General features: G+C 48.6%; 18 protein-coding genes. 2 read left to right on the top strand and 16 right to left on the bottom strand.

The features are described from left to right. Positions 1-12: 12 nt before the first annotated feature. From pip to ACO0LB_RS05515, 5 genes are all read right to left on the bottom strand, one after another. Positions 13-966: a prolyl aminopeptidase gene (pip, locus tag ACO0LB_RS05535; RefSeq protein ID WP_423047312.1), complete on the bottom strand. Its 954-nt coding sequence runs from the start codon at positions 964-966 to the stop codon at positions 13-15. Positions 967-1,183: 217 nt separating this feature from the next. After that, positions 1,184-1,669 carry a molybdopterin synthase catalytic subunit MoaE gene (gene moaE, locus ACO0LB_RS05530; RefSeq protein WP_423047310.1) on the bottom strand — a complete coding sequence of 162 codons (486 nt, stop codon included), beginning with the start codon at positions 1,667-1,669 and terminating at the stop codon, positions 1,184-1,186. Positions 1,670-1,672: 3 nt separating this feature from the next. After that, positions 1,673-1,930 (bottom strand): molybdopterin converting factor subunit 1, encoded by a 258-nt coding sequence (gene moaD, locus ACO0LB_RS05525; RefSeq protein ID WP_423047672.1) that lies wholly within the window; start codon positions 1,928-1,930, stop codon positions 1,673-1,675. Beyond that, positions 1,930-3,141 (bottom strand): gephyrin-like molybdotransferase Glp, encoded by a 1,212-nt coding sequence (glp, locus tag ACO0LB_RS05520; RefSeq protein ID WP_423047308.1) that lies wholly within the window; start codon positions 3,139-3,141, stop codon positions 1,930-1,932. Before glp ends, moaD begins: the two co-directional genes overlap by 1 nt. A 118-nt stretch (positions 3,142-3,259) precedes the next feature. Next, positions 3,260-3,817 carry a glycine zipper 2TM domain-containing protein gene (locus ACO0LB_RS05515; RefSeq protein WP_423047306.1) on the bottom strand — a complete coding sequence of 186 codons (558 nt, stop codon included), beginning with the start codon at positions 3,815-3,817 and terminating at the stop codon, positions 3,260-3,262. Positions 3,818-4,097: 280 nt separating this feature from the next. Between ACO0LB_RS05515 and ACO0LB_RS05510 the strand changes: the two genes are divergently transcribed. After that, the gene (locus tag ACO0LB_RS05510; RefSeq protein ID WP_423047304.1) at positions 4,098-4,970 is read left to right on the top strand and encodes a phosphate/phosphite/phosphonate ABC transporter substrate-binding protein; all 873 of its coding nucleotides are present in this window, start codon (positions 4,098-4,100) and stop codon (positions 4,968-4,970) included. Between the two features lie 28 nt (positions 4,971-4,998). Continuing rightward, the gene (locus ACO0LB_RS05505) at positions 4,999-7,038 is read left to right on the top strand and encodes an ATP-binding protein (protein ID WP_423047302.1); all 2,040 of its coding nucleotides are present in this window, start codon (positions 4,999-5,001) and stop codon (positions 7,036-7,038) included. A 230-nt stretch (positions 7,039-7,268) separates the two neighbouring features. Here the strand turns inward: ACO0LB_RS05505 and ACO0LB_RS05500 are convergent, their stop codons facing one another. The 11 genes from ACO0LB_RS05500 to benA all read right to left on the bottom strand — a co-directional run bounded on the left by ACO0LB_RS05500 (position 7,269) and on the right by benA (position 17,944). After that, entirely contained in the window at positions 7,269-7,835 is a 567-nt protein-coding gene (locus tag ACO0LB_RS05500) for a cache domain-containing protein (RefSeq protein ID WP_423047300.1), read from the bottom strand. A 109-nt stretch (positions 7,836-7,944) separates the two neighbouring features. Continuing rightward, the gene (locus ACO0LB_RS05495) at positions 7,945-9,276 is read right to left on the bottom strand and encodes an MFS transporter (RefSeq protein ID WP_423047298.1); all 1,332 of its coding nucleotides are present in this window, start codon (positions 9,274-9,276) and stop codon (positions 7,945-7,947) included. Between the two features lie 118 nt (positions 9,277-9,394). Beyond that, positions 9,395-10,174: a 3-oxoadipate enol-lactonase gene (pcaD, locus tag ACO0LB_RS05490; protein WP_423047296.1), complete on the bottom strand. Its 780-nt coding sequence runs from the start codon at positions 10,172-10,174 to the stop codon at positions 9,395-9,397. Positions 10,175-10,250: 76 nt separating this feature from the next. Then, positions 10,251-11,453 (bottom strand): 3-oxoadipyl-CoA thiolase, encoded by a 1,203-nt coding sequence (gene pcaF, locus ACO0LB_RS05485; RefSeq protein WP_423047294.1) that lies wholly within the window; start codon positions 11,451-11,453, stop codon positions 10,251-10,253. Between the two features lie 62 nt (positions 11,454-11,515). Next, positions 11,516-12,169 carry a 3-oxoacid CoA-transferase subunit B gene (locus tag ACO0LB_RS05480; protein ID WP_423047292.1) on the bottom strand — a complete coding sequence of 218 codons (654 nt, stop codon included), beginning with the start codon at positions 12,167-12,169 and terminating at the stop codon, positions 11,516-11,518. A 4-nt stretch (positions 12,170-12,173) separates the two neighbouring features. Next, positions 12,174-12,866, bottom strand: a complete 693-nt coding sequence (locus ACO0LB_RS05475) for a 3-oxoacid CoA-transferase subunit A (RefSeq protein ID WP_423047290.1) — start codon at positions 12,864-12,866, stop codon at positions 12,174-12,176. 35 nt (positions 12,867-12,901) lie between these two features. Beyond that, on the bottom strand, positions 12,902-14,089 hold the full coding sequence (locus ACO0LB_RS05470; RefSeq protein ID WP_423047288.1) for a benzoate/H(+) symporter BenE family transporter: 1,188 nt from the start codon (positions 14,087-14,089) through the stop codon (positions 12,902-12,904). 65 nt (positions 14,090-14,154) lie between these two features. Next, on the bottom strand, positions 14,155-14,940 hold the full coding sequence (locus ACO0LB_RS05465; protein WP_423047670.1) for a 1,6-dihydroxycyclohexa-2,4-diene-1-carboxylate dehydrogenase: 786 nt from the start codon (positions 14,938-14,940) through the stop codon (positions 14,155-14,157). A 33-nt stretch (positions 14,941-14,973) separates the two neighbouring features. After that, positions 14,974-15,987: a benzoate 1,2-dioxygenase electron transfer component BenC gene (gene benC / locus ACO0LB_RS05460; protein ID WP_423047285.1), complete on the bottom strand. Its 1,014-nt coding sequence runs from the start codon at positions 15,985-15,987 to the stop codon at positions 14,974-14,976. Positions 15,988-16,085: 98 nt separating this feature from the next. Then, positions 16,086-16,577, bottom strand: a complete 492-nt coding sequence (gene benB, locus ACO0LB_RS05455; protein WP_423047283.1) for a benzoate 1,2-dioxygenase small subunit — start codon at positions 16,575-16,577, stop codon at positions 16,086-16,088. Then, entirely contained in the window at positions 16,574-17,944 is a 1,371-nt protein-coding gene (benA, locus tag ACO0LB_RS05450; RefSeq protein ID WP_423047281.1) for a benzoate 1,2-dioxygenase large subunit, read from the bottom strand. The genes benB and benA overlap by 4 nt, the downstream gene beginning before the upstream one ends. Between the last annotated feature and the right edge of the window lie 83 nt (positions 17,945-18,027).

Below are 18,027 nucleotides of genomic sequence, written 5' to 3'. Positions count from 1 at the left end.
ATTACTCAGTAATCAATTGAAGCAACGCAATTGCTTAAACTGCTCTGTGGCCTCTACCAAACAACTAGCAATCCCTGGCTCCATCGCTGCATGGCCTGCATCACCAACCATATGGAATGCGGCTTCTGGCCACGCCTGATGCAAACGATAGGCGGACACCGGCGGACAGATCACATCGTAGCGCCCTTGCACGATGACAGCAGGCAAATGACGGATTTTACCGATGTTACTGATCAGTTGATCTTCTTCCATGAAAGCACCATTCAGCATGTAGTGCGCTTCCAGCCTGCCAATTCCCAGACTGACGGTATCAGATTCAAAGTTTTCTATTGCGTCAGCCTGAGGCTTCAGAAAAAGACAAGAACCCTCATAGCGACTCCAGTGACGGGCTGCCTCGGTATAGATTGCCGGATCATCACAAAATAATCGTTTTACATAGGCTTGTAACAAGTTTCCACGCTCTGCTTCTGGCACACCTTCGGCAAAACGTTGATGCACTTCAGGATAAAACCATTTCATGCCGTTAACGAACCACTCAACCTCAGACTTTGTACACAAAAAAATTCCGCGCAACACAAACCCAAGACAATGTTCGGGAAAGGCCTGTCCGTAGGCCAGCGCCAGCGTTGATCCCCAGGACCCGCCAAAGACCAACCATTGATCGATTGCCAACATAGTACGAATTTTTTCTATATCGTCGATCAGCAATTGTGTCGTGTTCTGACGATATTCACCTAACGGCGTCGACTTACCGGCGCCACGCTGATCAAATAGTACGATGCGATAATGCGCCGGATCAAAAAACCGACGATGTAAAGGAGAGGTTCCGCCGCCAGGGCCGCCATGCAGAAACAGAACAGGCTGTCCCTCAGGATTGCCAGACTCTTCCCAATACAAAGTGTGGAGATCGTCTACCTCCAACATTCCACTACGATACGGTTCAATAGCGGGAAATAATGAATTCATGTTCATAGTCATCGACGAGATGCCTGCATGGTTAAATGATTGAGAAATTAATTGAAAAACAAGAAAGTGAAGAAGTTGATGGCAGTGGCAGATAAGCGTCTGCTCTTTAAACTTGATGGCACGACTACCTACCAAGCCCTAACCCCAACATCCATAACCAAGCGGGCTGGCATGCCAACCATGAACACGCCACATCATCACCAATAGCAGACGCAGCTCAGACAATCCGAGAGGTAAGTGCATTACTATGATGAATACCCCATTTTTGTAAGGCCACATCGTCTGCTTCACGCGCATCTACCCAGCGAGCACCTTCCGGTGTTTGCTCTTTTTTCCAAAAAGGTGCCTGCGTCTTCAGATAGTCCATGATGAACTCACAGGCAGCAAATGCATCTCCGCGATGACGAGACGCAACCGCTACCAGTACAATTTGATCCAATGGCAAAAGAGGGCCGACACGATGAATGACCAATGTATTCTGTAAAGCCCAGCGCTCAGTGGCTTGATGCACAATATCTTCCAGTGCATGCTCAGTCATACCAGGATAGTGCTCCAGCTCCATTCCACTGATGCTCTGTCCATCATTGATATCTCGGACCTGACCAACAAAGCTAACGACAGCACCGATAGCAGGGTCGCTCAGACGCATCGTTGTTACTTCCACGCCGACATCAAAGTCCTCTGTCTGTACACGGATCGCCATGACTTATCCTCCGGTAACCGGGGGGAAAAATGCGACTTCCACACCTTCCCGGAGTTGGGTATCTGCATCACACATTTGTTGCTGACATGCCGTACGCAGAGCACGTCCTTCCGCCAGCACTTCAGCCCATACTTCGCCGCGCCCGGTCAACCACTGACGCAAAGCGCCTACAGTCTGAATTTGCTCAGGAACGGATACTATCAGCTCCGTCACACCCAGTTTTTCACGCACACTGGCAAAAAAACGTAATTGAATATTCATCATGCCATCAAACCACTAAAAGGAATAAAACGAACCAACTCACCTGCCTGTATCGTCTGCCCAGGTGCAACATCTACCACGCCATCACCCCAAACGGTCGACGTCAATACACCGGAACTCTGGTTTGGAAACAGATCGAGCCCGCCTCGTTCGTTCAAACGCACGCGCAAGAACTCATTGCGCCGGTCTGGCTTGCTCCATGCGAAGTCAGCACGAACCTCAAATACTTCAGGAGCGACTTTAGAAACACCTTGCAGACGCAATAAAAATGGGCGGACAAATAATAAGAAAGTAATAAAACTGGATACAGGATTGCCTGGCAATCCAAAAAAATAGGCGTTTCCTACTTCACCAAAAGCAAGGGGCTTACCTGGTTTCATGGCAATTTGCCACATATTCAAACGCCCTTCCGCCTCCACTGCAGGCTTGATATGGTCTTCTTCCCCTACCGACACACCACCCGAAGTAATAATCAGATCATGGTTCTGCCCTGCCAGCCTCAGCGTATCCCGCGTAGCCTGCAAACTGTCGGGAACAATACCGTAATCGGTAATTTCACAGCCCATATCCTGCAACAGACCTGTCAACGTAAAGCGATTGGAATTATAAATAGCGCCGGGCTTTAATGCTTCACCCGGCATCGTCAATTCATCACCGGTAAAAAACACCGCTACACGAAGTTTGCGCAATATCGGCAAAGTTGCCAGTCCCACAGACGCCGCCAAACCTAATTCCTGCCCTCGTAAACGGGTACCAGCATCCAAAATCACAGAACCTGCCTGAATATCTTCGCCCTGACGTCGAATCCACTCGCCTTCGGCAGGTACGTGATCAATCGTCACCTCATCACCGTCTACCCGACATTGCTCCTGCATGACAACGGCATCTGCGCCGGGTGGTATCATCGCCCCTGTAAAAATGCGTGCCGCAGTCCCCGCCTCCAGAGGTTGTCCTACGTGACCTGCAGGAATACGCTGCGCAACCCTGAGACGCGCTCCGGTGCTACGACAATCAGCAGCGCGCACTGCATAGCCATCCATCTGCGTATTATCCATCGGCGGTACATGCAACAACGATGATTGCGCCTGAGCCAACCAGCGCCCATTCGCCTGCAAGGTAGGAATGATTTCAAAAGCAGTAACGGGACGCACTGCTGACAATAAAAAATTGAGCGCCTCAACGACGCTCAACATAGGTTTTTTTTCAGCCATATGATGTGTAAGGTAAAAATCTGAACGCATCTGCATAACAGATGCCGCATGAAATAAGTATGCGGCTATTGTATAACGGCTGAAGCAGGCAAATCATGGCTCCTCACAGAACCAATACTCAGGGCACCAATACCAATTGTCCTTGCTGGAAACCAACACGTATCTGGTCGCCCATACGATAATAACTTCCACTATCAACCAGCAAGGTGCGCTGCTCACCATTTTGCATACGCACTGTGAGTTCTGTTTTGTTTTTCGGCGCTGAATTGCGCTCAACTTCATTCCCCACTAACCCACCAGCGATTGCACCGCCTATGGTTGCCAGATCACGCCCTGTGCCTTTACCAACCTGATGTCCTACCACGCCACCCAATAACGCTCCGACGACCGCGCCTGCGCCAGAACCGTTGTTACCGGCACCTGCGACTTCACGCATACCAACAATCACCACAGTTTCTACATAATTGTTCTGATATTGTCCCTGATATTGATTAGGATATTGATTTTGATATTGCCCGGGATACTGCGATGGATACTGGTTAGGATAATTTGACTGCCCTTGCGCGGGATACTGTCCCGGATATTGGTTAGGGTATTGATTAGGATAGCGCTGCGTCGCGCAAGCTGTCATTAAGCCAGCAGCTATTACCACAGCCAGGATTGAATATTGTCGCATTACATACTCCAGAAAAATGAACTTAGTACTTCAACGCAGCAGTCTGCCTGATGTTGACCTGCACAGGACAAAAAATATGCAACGTAACAATCTCTCACATTGAAAAATTGCTGTGGGAGCAATACCCCATCTACAATCATATACTTATTACTTTCATGAGTATGATAATCATCCCATCGTCTTGCATCTTGAGGCTAAACAAAAAGAAAGCTCGGCCCTCAATGCGGGCCGACACCATAGATATATAATCATTCGTACAAAGTTCATTCACGAGGTTCAGATGACATTCAGCATTCTACGCTCTCGCGCTATTCACGCTCTCTCTGTCGCTATCACACTGATTGCTAGCGTATTCAGCACGATGCCTGCTGTTGCCGAGTCAAATACCTACCAGTTTTCGCCAGTCAATCAATATGATATTAATCTGACAGCAGCTTACTGGAATCCGATTATTGACTATGTTTCAGAAAAAAGTGGCGTCAAGCTGAATTTAAAAATTGGCAGGACATCCGCCGACACGACCAGTTTTGTTATCGCAAAAGAAGTAGAAATTGCTTTCACCAATCATTTGTTCAGTCCCGAACGCGAAAAATTGGGCTGGAAAGTCTTTGGCAGACGCGAACTCCCACCGGTTCACGGCCAAATTGTTGTACCAGCTGATTCCAGCATCACGGATATCGCCCAGTTACAAGGCCAGGATGTCGCTTTTCCAGGGCCAGAAGCACATATCGCTTACAAAGTGCCAATGGCGCAGCTACTGAACAAGGGAGTGAATGTGAATGTCGTTTATGGAGGCAATCAAAATGCAGCCCTGGCGCAATTATTTGCCGGAAAAGTCAAAGCTGTTGGTGGCAATTCGCAGCTGATAGAAGCATATTCGGTCCGCGAAAAGAGAAAACTACGCATACTCTGGACCTCTGAGCCTTACTACGATCTGGCGCTGATGGCTTCGCCAAAAGTCACCCCAGCAGACTTGAAAGCAATTTCTGCCGCATTTTTCAGCATGCGCACTGATCCTCGTGGAAAAGAAGTACTGCATCAGGCGTCACTCAAAGTGGGGCTGACAGGTAACGCTTACTTCATTCCATCCGATGGAAGCGAATATGCAAGCTACCGCAAGTTTTATCAGATTGCACCACCAAGTTTAAGATAACCCATAAGAAACGTATTCTGGAGAATTTATGCGCATGTTGAGATACCTGTTACCTCGCTCTTTGGTATTGCGTATCTATGCCCTATATTCAGTGACTTGGATTGCCTTCATGTGCATCGGAGGTCTGTTGTTTTATGAAACCCGCTTTACTCAGGAAATTGCCGACGCACAGGATTCTGCCGAAGCGATGCTGGAAGTCAGCTCACGAGTAGTTGCCGATAGTGCGGTGATTGGTGACTATGACACCATCAAACGTACCCTTGATGCGATTGTAGTCAGTGCCAATTTATCGACAGCCAAATTTATTCCGCTGGAGCCTGGTATTGTCACGAGCCATGACACCAATATCATCAGAAGCGCAGACATTCCAAAATGGCTGATAGACCGGATTGCACTGAAACTATATGACGTTAACCGCATCATCAAAGTGGGTGGTAAAGATTATGGTGTACTAAGACTCAGTTTTGATGCAATTACAATTGCCGACAGAATGTGGCAAGTTCTCAAGGCCGCACTGGGACTGGCGATTGCGAGTCTGGCCGGCGGTCTTTTACTCATCTGGTTTCCGTTAAAACGTTGGCTGGGAAGTCTGCAACACAGCAACGTGCTTGAAATAGGCAGAATTGACGGCAGAGATACCGAAAATCAATATCTGATCGACAGTGCTCCACTCGAAGTCCGGCAGACCTTATTAGCATTGCAGGATTCAGCGACGCAACTGCGCACCGAACTGAACAAACGCGAAAACACGCTGATCTCTCTAAAAGGTATTTTGGTACATCTGTTGCCGGAGAGTCACGATAATGCCATCGAAGAACAAGATATTGCCATCATCATCAACACCATAGAACGCTTGGTGAATGAAGGAGAATTATCGCGCCTTGAACTGCTGCGCGCAAAAGACGCTGCAGAAGCAGCCAACCGTGCAAAAAGTGCCTTTCTGGCCAATATGAGCCATGAAATCAGAACACCGATGAATGGCATTATTGGCATGTTGGATCTGACACTGGATAGCGAACTCGATCGCGACCAAAAAGAATTCCTTACTCTGGCTCGTTCTTCGGCTGATAGTCTACTGGTGATTATCAATGACATCCTCGACTTCAGTAAAATCGAAGCCGAAAAAATTGATATAGAAAATATCAGTATTCATTTTTCAGGCTTGATGAACGAAGTGGTCAAACCTTTCGAATTTGCAGCACACAAAAAATCACTGGAATTGATACTGAATATTGATGAAAAAATCCCTGAATTCATCTCTGGTGACCCCGTACGCATACGTCAGGTATTAAACAATCTGATCAACAACGCCATCAAATTCACAGACAAAGGCACAGTGACTGTTGTTGCGAAAAAAGGCAAATCCGCCATAGGTACACCTGAACTATGCATTACCGTGTCGGACACCGGCATCGGTATTCCAGAAACTGATCAGGCAAATGTATTTAATGCATTCTCTCAACAAGATGCGTCTACCACACGACGTTTTGGGGGAACAGGATTGGGTCTCACAATTTCCAGACGGTTGATTCAACTGATGGGCGGGACCATTAGCCTCGACAGCAAACTGCATCAAGGCAGCGTATTCCGTATATGCCTGCCGCTGCAAGAGGTAAAAGCGCCAACGCTCAATGCACCGACAAGGCCGATGGAATACGACAATGCGGAATCCAGATTACATATTCTGGTGGCAGAAGATAATCTGGTTAACCAGACACTGATTCTCAATTTACTGGGACGCAAAGGTCACGATGTAATTTTAGCAACCAATGGACGGGAAGCGGTAGACAATTGGGAAACGCATCACTTCGATATGATTTTGATGGATATGCAAATGCCTGTCATGGGAGGCATGGATGCAACACAGATGATCCGGCGTTTAGAAAATCAACGCAGGCACGCAAAACATACGCCTATTTATGCACTGACGGCATCGGCAATGGCTGAAGAACAAAAAGAAGCAATGCAAGCAGGAATGGATGGCTATCTGACCAAACCCATCGACAGAAAAACCCTGTTCAGCATTCTGGATGATGTCGCGCATCAAAAATCTCTGGATGCGGAGTGACGTAAAAAATCATATATTTTATCGACAAGTTTTCTTGTTAAAAAAGGGCATATTCCGCAAAGAATCTGCCCTTTTTTTTTAATTCACATACGGCTTTACATGTTTGTTATGCACCTGTCAGCACCGATCAACGGCTGTCAGTACGTATAGATAGTTTTACCAGAATTTCAATGAAGGCTATAACCATATGTCAAAGATGGCCATAGTCATCGTCATATTTCAAAATTTCATTATTTACGATAAATGCCTACACCCAGCCATGTATTGTCATCCACTTTTTCTACATACGATGCCTTAGGTTCGATTACTTTGGTCACAGGATTGACCCACTGATACTCGATCCAACCGCTTCCTTTGATCTTGGCTAAGGTTGCCATGTCTTTAGAGAAAAATTTACCATCAACATCTTTGAGACTGGATAAGTCCTTGCCATTCAATTTTGCGTTGGTTCCATGGCAAATCATTTTTGCCTGCATATCTTGTACAAAGACGTACAGTTCTCCCTGAATAAACCCCGCACCAGGATCAGCAAAATCCTTGCAAGCGGTTTCTATTCCATTTTTCTTCACATGTGAGACCGCTTTTTGTGCCAGCGCCACAGCAAATTCTTTATACGAAGTCACAGCATGAACAGAACTTGTTGCTACTAGCAACGTAAAAGATGCACCGACGAATGTTGATAGTTTCAATTTGGTCTCCTCATTTTTAGTATGATCAATAGGAAAGACATGATGTGTAATGCCTATCCCATCACGTCTTTCAGCATAAGTTATAAGCCAGACAGAGCGTAAATTCAATCTATTTTATTGCTGACAAGATATATATATTATCTGGCAAATCATTTCGCTCTGCTTATTTCACTCTGTTTTTCACTCTCTTTATTTTGGTCTGCTTATTTTCACCTGATTATGCGGGAGCCGTTTGTGCCACCTGAATATGACCGCCGCGCCCAGACAAAGAGATCGCGATGCAAGCAATGGCTCCTGGAATGGCAAATACATAAAAATTAAACTCTAGCGGCAAATTCATACTCAACAAAGAACCACCCAGAATCGGCCCGAGAATAGCGCCACTACGTCCCACGCCGGATGCCCAGCCAATACCGGTAGAACGGATACGCAATGGGTAGTATTGAGCCACATAAGCGTATAGCAAAATTTGTGAACCAATGGTTGTGGCGCCGGCAATAGCGACAAGCAAGTTCAATATCAATGTATTACTTTTGATTCCCAACAAACTGATTGAGCATGCGGCAATCACGAAGAAAATTCCTAAAATACGACGAGGTGGGAACTTATCTGCCAACCAACCACCGCCAATCGCACCAAAGATCGCGCCGATGTTCAGTACCATCAGGAACATCAGACTAGAACCCAAAGGATAGCCCGCTTTGTTCATCAATTTTGGCAGCCATGAACCCAGCGCATAGACCATTAACAGGCACATGAAAAAAGAGAGCCAGAACATGAATGTAGTCATCATGCGACCATCTTTAAACAAGGCCAGCAAAGGTGCCTGCGCTGATGTGTTTCCTGTTGCATACGTATATTGTGCGTTTGGCTCTGCGAGGTAAGAAGGCTCAATACGTTGCAGTAACTTGCCCATTTTCTCGTTACCATTGGAGCGCAGCAAGAATGCTGGAGAATCCGGTAAGAAATATAAAATCAACGGCAATAACAGAAACGGAATAATCGCGACAAAAAATACTGCAGACCAACCATATGAAGGTATCAGCCAGATACCCAAACCAGCAGACATCATGCCGCCCACCGAATAGCCACTGAACATAATCGTCACCAACAGGCTCCGGATTTTTTTAGGAGAATATTCAGTCATCAGGGCAACCACATTCGGCATCACACCACCGATACCCAAGCCTGCGATAAAGCGACAAACACCGAACTCCATGACATTGCTGGCAAAGCCGTTAATAAAAGTAAATAAACTAAATAGTGTGACGCAAATTGCGATCACTTTTTTACGGCCGATCTTGTCTGACAAAGGTCCAAAGAACATTGCTCCAAACATCATTCCGAATAAGGCATAACTTCCCAAAGCCCCCGCCTGCAAAGGCGATAAAGACCACTCAGCCATGAGTTTTGGCAACACCACACCATAAATCACCAGATCATAACCATCAAAAATGATAACCAGTGCGCACCAGAACAGCAGTGTCCAATGGAAGCGTGTGAACTTCGCTTCGTCTATCAGTTTGTGAACATCCGTTTGTTTCATCATTTGTGTCTCCTTGTGTGTACATCGTTTATTTAATTTTTTTTAAAGTGCAGAAAACCCACCGCCATGATCAACATGGCGGTTGTTTTTTTAATTATTTCTTAGGTAGCCTGAACGGTAATCAGGCGGTTAAGAATGTTGACAAAGCCTGAGTAAAGGATTGTTCATCTTCGATATTGGAAATATGCGAAGCAGAAAACAGCACAATATGTGAGCCTGCTATTTGTTGCTGCATAAAACGTGCGTCAGCTTCTGTCGTTACAAGATCATCCTGCGCCGCAATAATCAGGGTTGGAATCTGTATTCTGGAAATCTGCTCACGCAAATCTGCTTCTGCCAGTGCTTCGCAACAGCTGGCATAACCTTCGCGACTCTCATGACGCAAATGTTCTGAGAGTACAGCAACCTTCTCCGGGCAAGCCTTGATAAATGCCGGTGTAAACCATCGAGCAGCCGCCGTATCAGCAATACTATCCAGACCGTCCGCACGCACGGTAGCAGCCCTGCTCAGCCAGCCATCGCTGGTACCGACTCTGGCAGCCGTATTCGCAATCACCAGTTTATGCAGACGCTGTCCTGCATGTATACCCAACCATTGTCCGGTTACGCCTCCCATCGACAAACCACAAAAATATGCTTTCTGAATACCCAGAAAATCCAGCAAGGCAAGCACATCCTGCCCCAGTTGCGATAACTGATAAGGACCGGAGGGGCTGGCGGATTGACCATGACCACGAGTATCGTAGCGAATCACATAAAATTCTTTGCTCAATACCTGTGCCTGGGCTTGCCACATGCGATGGTCAGTACCAAGCGAATTAGAAAATACAATGGCAGGGTGTTCCGGATTTCCCTCGGCAACATAAAATAGATCCGTACCGTTGATGTGAGCGATAGGCATATGATTCCTTTAGTTTAGGTATGCAATGACGGCATATGTTCAGATGACAGCGTAAATAGAGATACAAAAAGTCAGGTCAGACACGCTCAATAATCATCGCAATTCCCTGCCCGACGCCGATGCACATGCTGCACAAGGCGTAGCGTCCCTGAGTACGATGCAGCTGATACATCGCCGTTGTCACCAAGCGTGCACCAGACGCACCCAATGGATGACCCAATGCGATGGCGCCGCCGTTAGGATTGACGTGTGCCGCATCATCCGGCAAGCCGAGATCACGCATCACCGCCAGCGCCTGCGCGGCAAAGGCTTCATTGAGCTCGATCACATCCATCTGATTCAGCGTCAGATTTGCTTTCGCCAGCACTTTACGAATTGCCGGTGCCGGGCCAAAACCCATGATGCGCGGTGCCACACCGGCAGCCGCCACTGCAACGATGCGTGCTTTAGGCGTGAGCCCAAATTGCGCAATGCCAGTATCCGAAGCCAGCAACAACGCACACGAGCCATCATTCACGCCCGAAGCATTACCCGCAGTCACGGAGCCATCGGCGCGCACGACCCCTTTCAGTTTTGCCAAGGCTTCCAGACTGGTCACGCGTGGATGCTCGTCCTGACTGAACACGACAGGATCACCTTTACGTTGCGGCAATGTAACCGGAATAATTTCATCGTGAAACACGCCCTCTTTCTGCGCGCGTAATGTACGTAACTGGCTCGATAACGCAAACTGATCCTGATCGGCGCGTGAAATGCCAAACTCCACGGCGACGTTTTCAGCTGTTTCTGGCATCGAGTCAACGCCATGTAAGGATTTCATTAAAGGATTAATAAAGCGCCAGCCGATCGTCGTATCTTCTATTTTTGCTGCGCGGGAAAAAGCGCTGTCTGCTTTGCCCATCACGAAGGGCGCACGGGACATGCTTTCTACGCCGCCGGCGATCATCAGATCGCAACTGCCGCTCTTCAATGCATTCGCTGCCACACCCAGAGCATCCAGACTGGAACCGCATAAACGGTTAATCGTGCTGCCCGGCACTTCCACCGGCAAACCCGCTAACAAGCTCGCCATACGGGCAACATTCCGATTGTCTTCACCCGCCTGATTCGCGCAGCCATAGATCACATCATCCACCCTGCTCCAATCCAAGGACGGATGACGACTGATCAGCGCCTTGATCGGCAACGCCGCCAGATCATCTGTTCTGACACCGGATAAAGCCCCCCCATAACGGCCAAACGGGGTACGTACTGCATCGCAAATAAACGCGTTTTTCATCATCTCTCCATCACGCCTGAAACCTGCCAGGTGGTTTGTATTTATATGTTTATTGATCGGTGTTATGCGTGGATGCCATTAATCAACACTGCCGATGTCAGTTTTTGCAACTCTTCAAATAGCAGCCCCGCAACGACTTCACGCACGACCAGACCGTCGCTAGTCACGTCAATGACCGCAAGGTCTGAATAAATCCGGTCAACGCAGCCTATCCCGGTCAAGGGATAACTACAGCGCTCGACAATTTTGGATTCGCCGGATTTAGTCAGATGTTCCATCGTCACAAACACTTTCTTTGCCCCGATAGCCAGATCCATTGCACCACCGACTGCAGGAATCGCATCCGGCTCGCCGGTATGCCAGTTCGCCAGATCACCGTTCGCGGCAACCTGAAATGCACCCAGCACGCAAATGTCGATATGCCCACCGCGCATCATCGTGAATGAATCCCCGTGATGAAAAAAGCAGCCACCTGTGAGTAGGGTGACATATTCTTTACCGGCATTGATCAGCTCTGGGTCACGGTCTTCCGGTGCTGGCGCTGGCCCCATACCGAGCACACCATTCTCGCTGTGCAGGAAAATTTCTTTGTCTTTTTCGAGATAATTGGCAATCTTGGTCGGCAAACCAATCCCAAGATTAACGTAAGCACCTTCTGGAATATCCTTTGCGACACGTTGCGCAATCTGATCTCTGGTTAAGCGTTGGTAAGTCATAAAATCATTCCTTGATCAAAGAGTTCATTGCATTACAAGGTGTTAAACAAACGTGTTGAATAAAAATACCCGGGGTAATAATATTTTCCGGATCCAGCTCCCCCAGCGGGACGACCTTGCTTACCTGCGCAATGGTGCAGGTCGCTGCCATTGCCATGATAGGGCCAAAGTTACGCGCGCTTTTGCGATACACCAGATTACCCCAGCGGTCACCCATGTGTGCCTTGATCAGGGCAACATCGGCAAAAATCGGATATTCGAGCACATAGTCTTTGCCATTGATGTGACGTGTTTCCTTGCCCTCTGCCAGTAAAGTGCCATAACCGGTCGGTGTGAAAATCGCCCCCAGCCCTGATCCTGCTGCCTGTATGCGGGCAGCCAGATTTCCTTGCGGCACCAGCTCCAGTTCTATCTTTTTGGCGTGATACAGTTTGTCGAATTCGTAAGAATCGGATTGCCGCGGAAAAGAGCAGATGATTTTTTTCACGCGACCAGCTTTCAGTAATGCGGCCAGACCTATGTCGCCATTGCCCGCATTGTTGTTGACGATGGTCAGCTCTTTTGCGCCATGTGCGATCAATGCGTCAATCAGTTCAGCGGGCTGACCTGCGGTTCCGAAGCCGCCGATCATGATGGTTGCGCCATCCTGTATACCGGCGATGGCATCTGCCATCGAAGTAGACGTCTTATCTATCATGCTCATACCTTTGCAGAAATTGTCATTATTGTGATTCAGGAAGTAATTGACTGGCGCTTCTGATTGAGTACCAGATAAGCAAAAGCACCAATAACGATGCCCCAGAAAGCCGAACCAAGCCCTAAGAATGTCATGCCGGAAGCTGTTGCCAGAAACGTGAGCATCGATGCTTCCCGATGTTCTTCTTCCTGCACAACAGCCAGTACATTCGTTGTGATCGCGCCCAGCAGCGCAAGCCCTGCCAGTACAGCCACAAATTCTTTTGGCAAGCTGGTGAACAGCGCGACGATAGTGCCTGCCATGATTCCGCCGATCAGATAGAAAATACCATTCGCGATACCGGCGATATAGCGCTTGTCTGCATCTTCATGCGCGTCTTTTCCGGTACACAAGGCCGCAGTAATTGCGGCAATCACAATCGTGATTCCACCGAAAAAAGCAACCAAGAGCGAAGCGATGCCCGTCACTGCCAGTATGGGTTTGGCAGGTGTCTGGTAACCGGATAATTGAAGAATCGCCATGCCTGGTAAAAATTGTCCTGTCAGACTGACGATCATTAAGGGGACCGCAAAGCTTAGCGTCGATTGCCAGGTCCATTCTGGCGCAGTCCACACCGGCGTTGCTATATGCAGCTGTACGGCACTCAGATTGACCAGACCAGTCAACGTTGCCATCAGCGCGCCAACGAGCAGCACAAGCACGATGGCATAGCGCGGTAATATTTTGCGAAAGACGATATACGTCACTATCATCACGACAGACAGTAAAGGCACGGCTGCAATCGATTTGAAGGTATTCACGCCAAACTGAAACAAGATGCCCGCCATCATGCCCGCCGCAATACCCTTAGGAATATGACGTATTAATTTATCAAAATAGCCGGATATGCCGATCAAAAAGAGAACGACTGCGGATGTCAGATAAGCCGCAATCGCCTGACTCAGTGGCATGGCCGGAAACAATGTGACCAGCAATGCCGTGCCAGGTGCAGACCAGGCTGTGACAATCGGCACTTTCAGCCACCAGCTCAATACAATTCCGGAGACGCCGGCACCGATGGAAATTGCCCATACCCAGGATGCAATCATTGTCGGGGAAGCGTGCGCCGCCGTTGCTGCCTGAAAAAAAATCACCAGCGGGCCGGAATAAGAAATCAGGACGGCAAGAAACCCGGCAACTGTTGCCGAAAACGACCAGTCATCCAATATTGCGCGCTTAGTCATGAGGCACCATCATCATTTCGCCTATCATTTCTGATAACGGGAATAGAAATCGTTGATCACGTACATCAGCCCAGATCACCGCCGCCAACAGGCAATACAGTTCCGGTAATATACGATGCCTCATCGGACGCCAGAAACAGTATCGCGTTGACCTGCTCTGTAATCGTTCCATAACGATGCATCAGACTCGATGCCACGGTCTGATCAATAATATCCTGATACCAGACCTCTTCCTGTTCGCTCAATTTTTTCGGGTTGCGTGGAATTTTTCTTGGCGGTGCTTCGGTACCGCCAGTCGCCACTGCATTCACACGGATACCATCGGCGGCATGCTCCATCGCCAGGCTGGCAGTCATGGTATTCACACCGCCCTTGGCCGCGGCATAAGGAATGCGATGAATGCTGCGGGTGGCAATCGAAGACACATTCACAATTACGCCCTGCTGACGCTCCATCATGCCCGGCAAGACGGCACGACAGCACCACAATGTCGGGAACAGCGAGCGACGGATTTCTGCCTCGATCTGCGCTTCTTCATATTCCTGGTACGGTTTGGCCCAGATCGTACCACCGACGTTATTGATCAGGATATCGACACGACCAAATCGCGCGATGGCTGCTGCAATCATCGCGCTGGCTCCGGCATAGGTTTCCAGATCCACATTGGTGACGATCGCTTCCGCGCCCAGCGCGGCAACCTCTTCGGCAACACCATCGATCAGATCCGAACGGTCTGCCAGCACCAGTTGCCCGCCTTCTTCGGCGATCGCCAAAGCAACGCCCTGCCCTATGCCTTGTGCGGCGCCAGTAACTACCACCACCTTGTTTTTGAATCGTTGAGTATCACGCATATCACGCATCATCATTTCCTCGGCTGCACTGGTTCAATTACTGGCTGAAAATTTTTCGTAAAGGAAGTTCGCCGGTTTGACGGCAACTTCATCCAGCCATTTTTTTACCGCATCCACCATGGCAACCGGACCGCACAGATACATATCGACATCGCCCGCATTCAGCCATTCAGGCTCAATATGCTGGGTAACATAACCTTTGCGAGTATGCTGACTGTCAGCTGCGGCAACGCAGGTGCGATAGGTAAATTGCGGATGTTGTGCGGCGATAGTATCGAGTTTTTCCAATGCAACCAGATCCATATCGTTAGTCACACCGAAGACCAGACGCACGGGCTGGCTAAAGCCATGGGCAGCCAATACATCCAGCATAGCCAGGAACGGCGCAATGCCTGTGCCGCCTGCCAGCATCAGGACGGGGCGCTTCACCTCACGCAAGTAGAAGCTGCCATAAGGGCCGGTGAAACTCATCGCATCACCTATCCTGGCTTGCTTACTCAGAAATTCGCTCATACGTCCGTTCGGCACATTACGTACCACAAACGACGCTTGTGCGGCACCGGGCGCCGAGCTGAAAGAATACGAGCGTGTCAGTGAAGTGCCCGGAATCGATACGTTCACATATTGACCCGGCAAAAAATCTAATGCATCAGGATTGTCCAGTTGCAGCGAAAAACTGATCGTCGAATCAGACACTGTCTGCACTTCTGCGATGGTCGTCTTGTATTCCGATACGGCAATCTTGCATGACGCAGAACTTGCCGGAATCTGCACAACGCAATCGGATGTCGGTTTCATCTGGCACGCCAGAATGTAACCTTTGGCGGCATCTGCCGGTTCCAGTGCATCTTCGATATAGCTCGATTCCGGCATATCGTATTTGCCAGATTCACAAAATCCACGACAAGTTCCGCAAGCACCATCGCGGCAATCGAGAGGGATATTAATTTTCTGACGGTAGGCCGCGTCGGACAATTTTTCATTGTCGTTACATGAAATGAAGCGGGTAATGCCGTCTTCGAATTGCAGTGCGATGTTGTAGCTCATCGACTTGTCTCCTGAATTTTATAAATGAATAACGATCTGATGCGGATGAATGCTTTGCCGCATCAGATCCAACAGCAACATCTCCAACATCAGCAGCATCAGATGTGATAAATATCGATCACCTGATTAATGTAGTCATTTTTCAGCACCACATATTTGTTCAGAATTTTCGGGCTGTCGCCTGAAAAGTCGATCACGTAGCGCGACATGCCAAAATAGCTGTAATTGGTTTTGTAGCGATGGCTCAGCGTATGCCAGTTAAAGCGTACCGTCACCACATCGCCTTCTTGTTTTTCCAGCTCAATATTCGCAAGATTGTGGCTGGTACGTGTATCCGGCATGGTGGCGCTGGAACGCTCGGTCTTGATCCGGAATACGCGGTCTTCCAGCCCTTGACGGGTCGGATAAAAGATCAGTGATATTTCACGTTGTGGATCAGTAATCAGCTTGTCGTCGTCATCCCAGGATGGCATCCAGAATTGGGCATTGTTGTCATAGCATTCCAGCCAGTCATCCCATTGCTCATCGTCGAGCAAGCGGCATTCACGGTATAAAAAACTGCTGATGTCCTGCAGGCTGATGTTTTTCATGACTGTGCTCCTTCTTTTGCCATGGCCTTTTTCATCACATCAAGCCAGTAGCGATGCTGTATGGTGTACAAGCCTTCATCTTCTGTTTTCACGCCGCTCATGACTGGTTGCAGTCCAATTTCTTTGGCGGCATCGTCAGCACCATCTATCCAGTGCTCAGAACCACGGCACATATCATTCCATTCCAGAGCGATACCTTTGAATCCTTGCTGACAGGCGCGGAACTCTTCCAGATCATCCGGCGTTGCCATGCCGCTGACATTAAAGAAATCTTCGTACTGGCGAATGCGGCGTGAACGTGCTTCATCCGACTCCCCTTTTGGCGCGATGCAGTAAATCGTGACTTCGGTTTTATCGACAGAGATCGGACGTAACAGGCGGATTTGCGAACCAAACTGATCCATCAGATACACATTCGGATACAAGCAGAGATTGCGTGAACGCTCTATCATCCAGTCCGCAGTCGGCTTGCCGAATTTTTCTGAGAACTCAGCGTGACGCGGGTAATTTGGCCTGTCTTCAGGATTTGCCCACTTAGTCCACAACACCAGATGACCGTGTTCAAACGCATAAAAGCCGCCGCCCTGCTTGCCCCACTTACCGGCGTCCATCGCGCGGATATTGTCGGCACGCATCGCTTCCTGCTCTTTGCGATGATTGGTGGTCGCAGCATAATTCCAATGCACAGCGGACACGTGATAACCATCCGCACCATTCTCGGCCTGTAATTTCCAGTTACCTTCAAAGGTATAGGTCGATGCACCGCGTAGCACTTCGAGACCATCTGCAGATTGATTGACGATCATATCGATGATCTTGCCTGCTTCACCTAAAAACTCAGGCAGCGGCAACACATCATCATTCAGGCTGCCAAACAAAAAACCTTTGTAGTTTTCAAAACGGGTGACCTTTTTCAGATCATGTGAACCTTCTTTATTGAAGCATTCGGGATAACCCGCCTCTTCCGGGTCTTTGACTTTCAGCAACTTGCCGCTGTTGTTGAAGGTCCAGCCGTGGAATGGGCATGTGTACGTCGCCTTGTTGCCGCGCTTGTGACGGCACAACATGGCACCGCGATGGCTGCAGGCATTGATAAAGGCATTCAATTCACCCTGACGATTTCGCGCAATAAAAATCGGCTGACGACCGATATGCGTCGTGTAGTAATCATTATTGTTCGGGATCTGGCTTTCGTGAGCAAGATAGATCCAGTTGCCCTCAAAGATGTGCTTCATTTCGAGTTCGAATAAAGCCTCATCGGTAAAGGCGCTGCGATGCAGACGGTAGTCGCCTTTTGCTTTATCTTCGATCAGGTAGTCGTCCAGGCTTTTCAGCTTTGGCGTATTGTCAGGATGAATCGGAATCATGATTTCTCTCTCGGATTTTCTATTTGAAAACCAGGCGGCATGGATGAATATCCGCCAGGTTTTCAGTTCATACAGTGCGTGAC

It is taken from the genome of Undibacterium sp. SXout7W, from assembly GCF_049339385.1.
Classification (GTDB): Bacteria; Pseudomonadota; Gammaproteobacteria; order Burkholderiales; family Burkholderiaceae_D; genus Undibacterium.
This window is presented reverse-complemented; position numbering and strand designations above follow the sequence as displayed.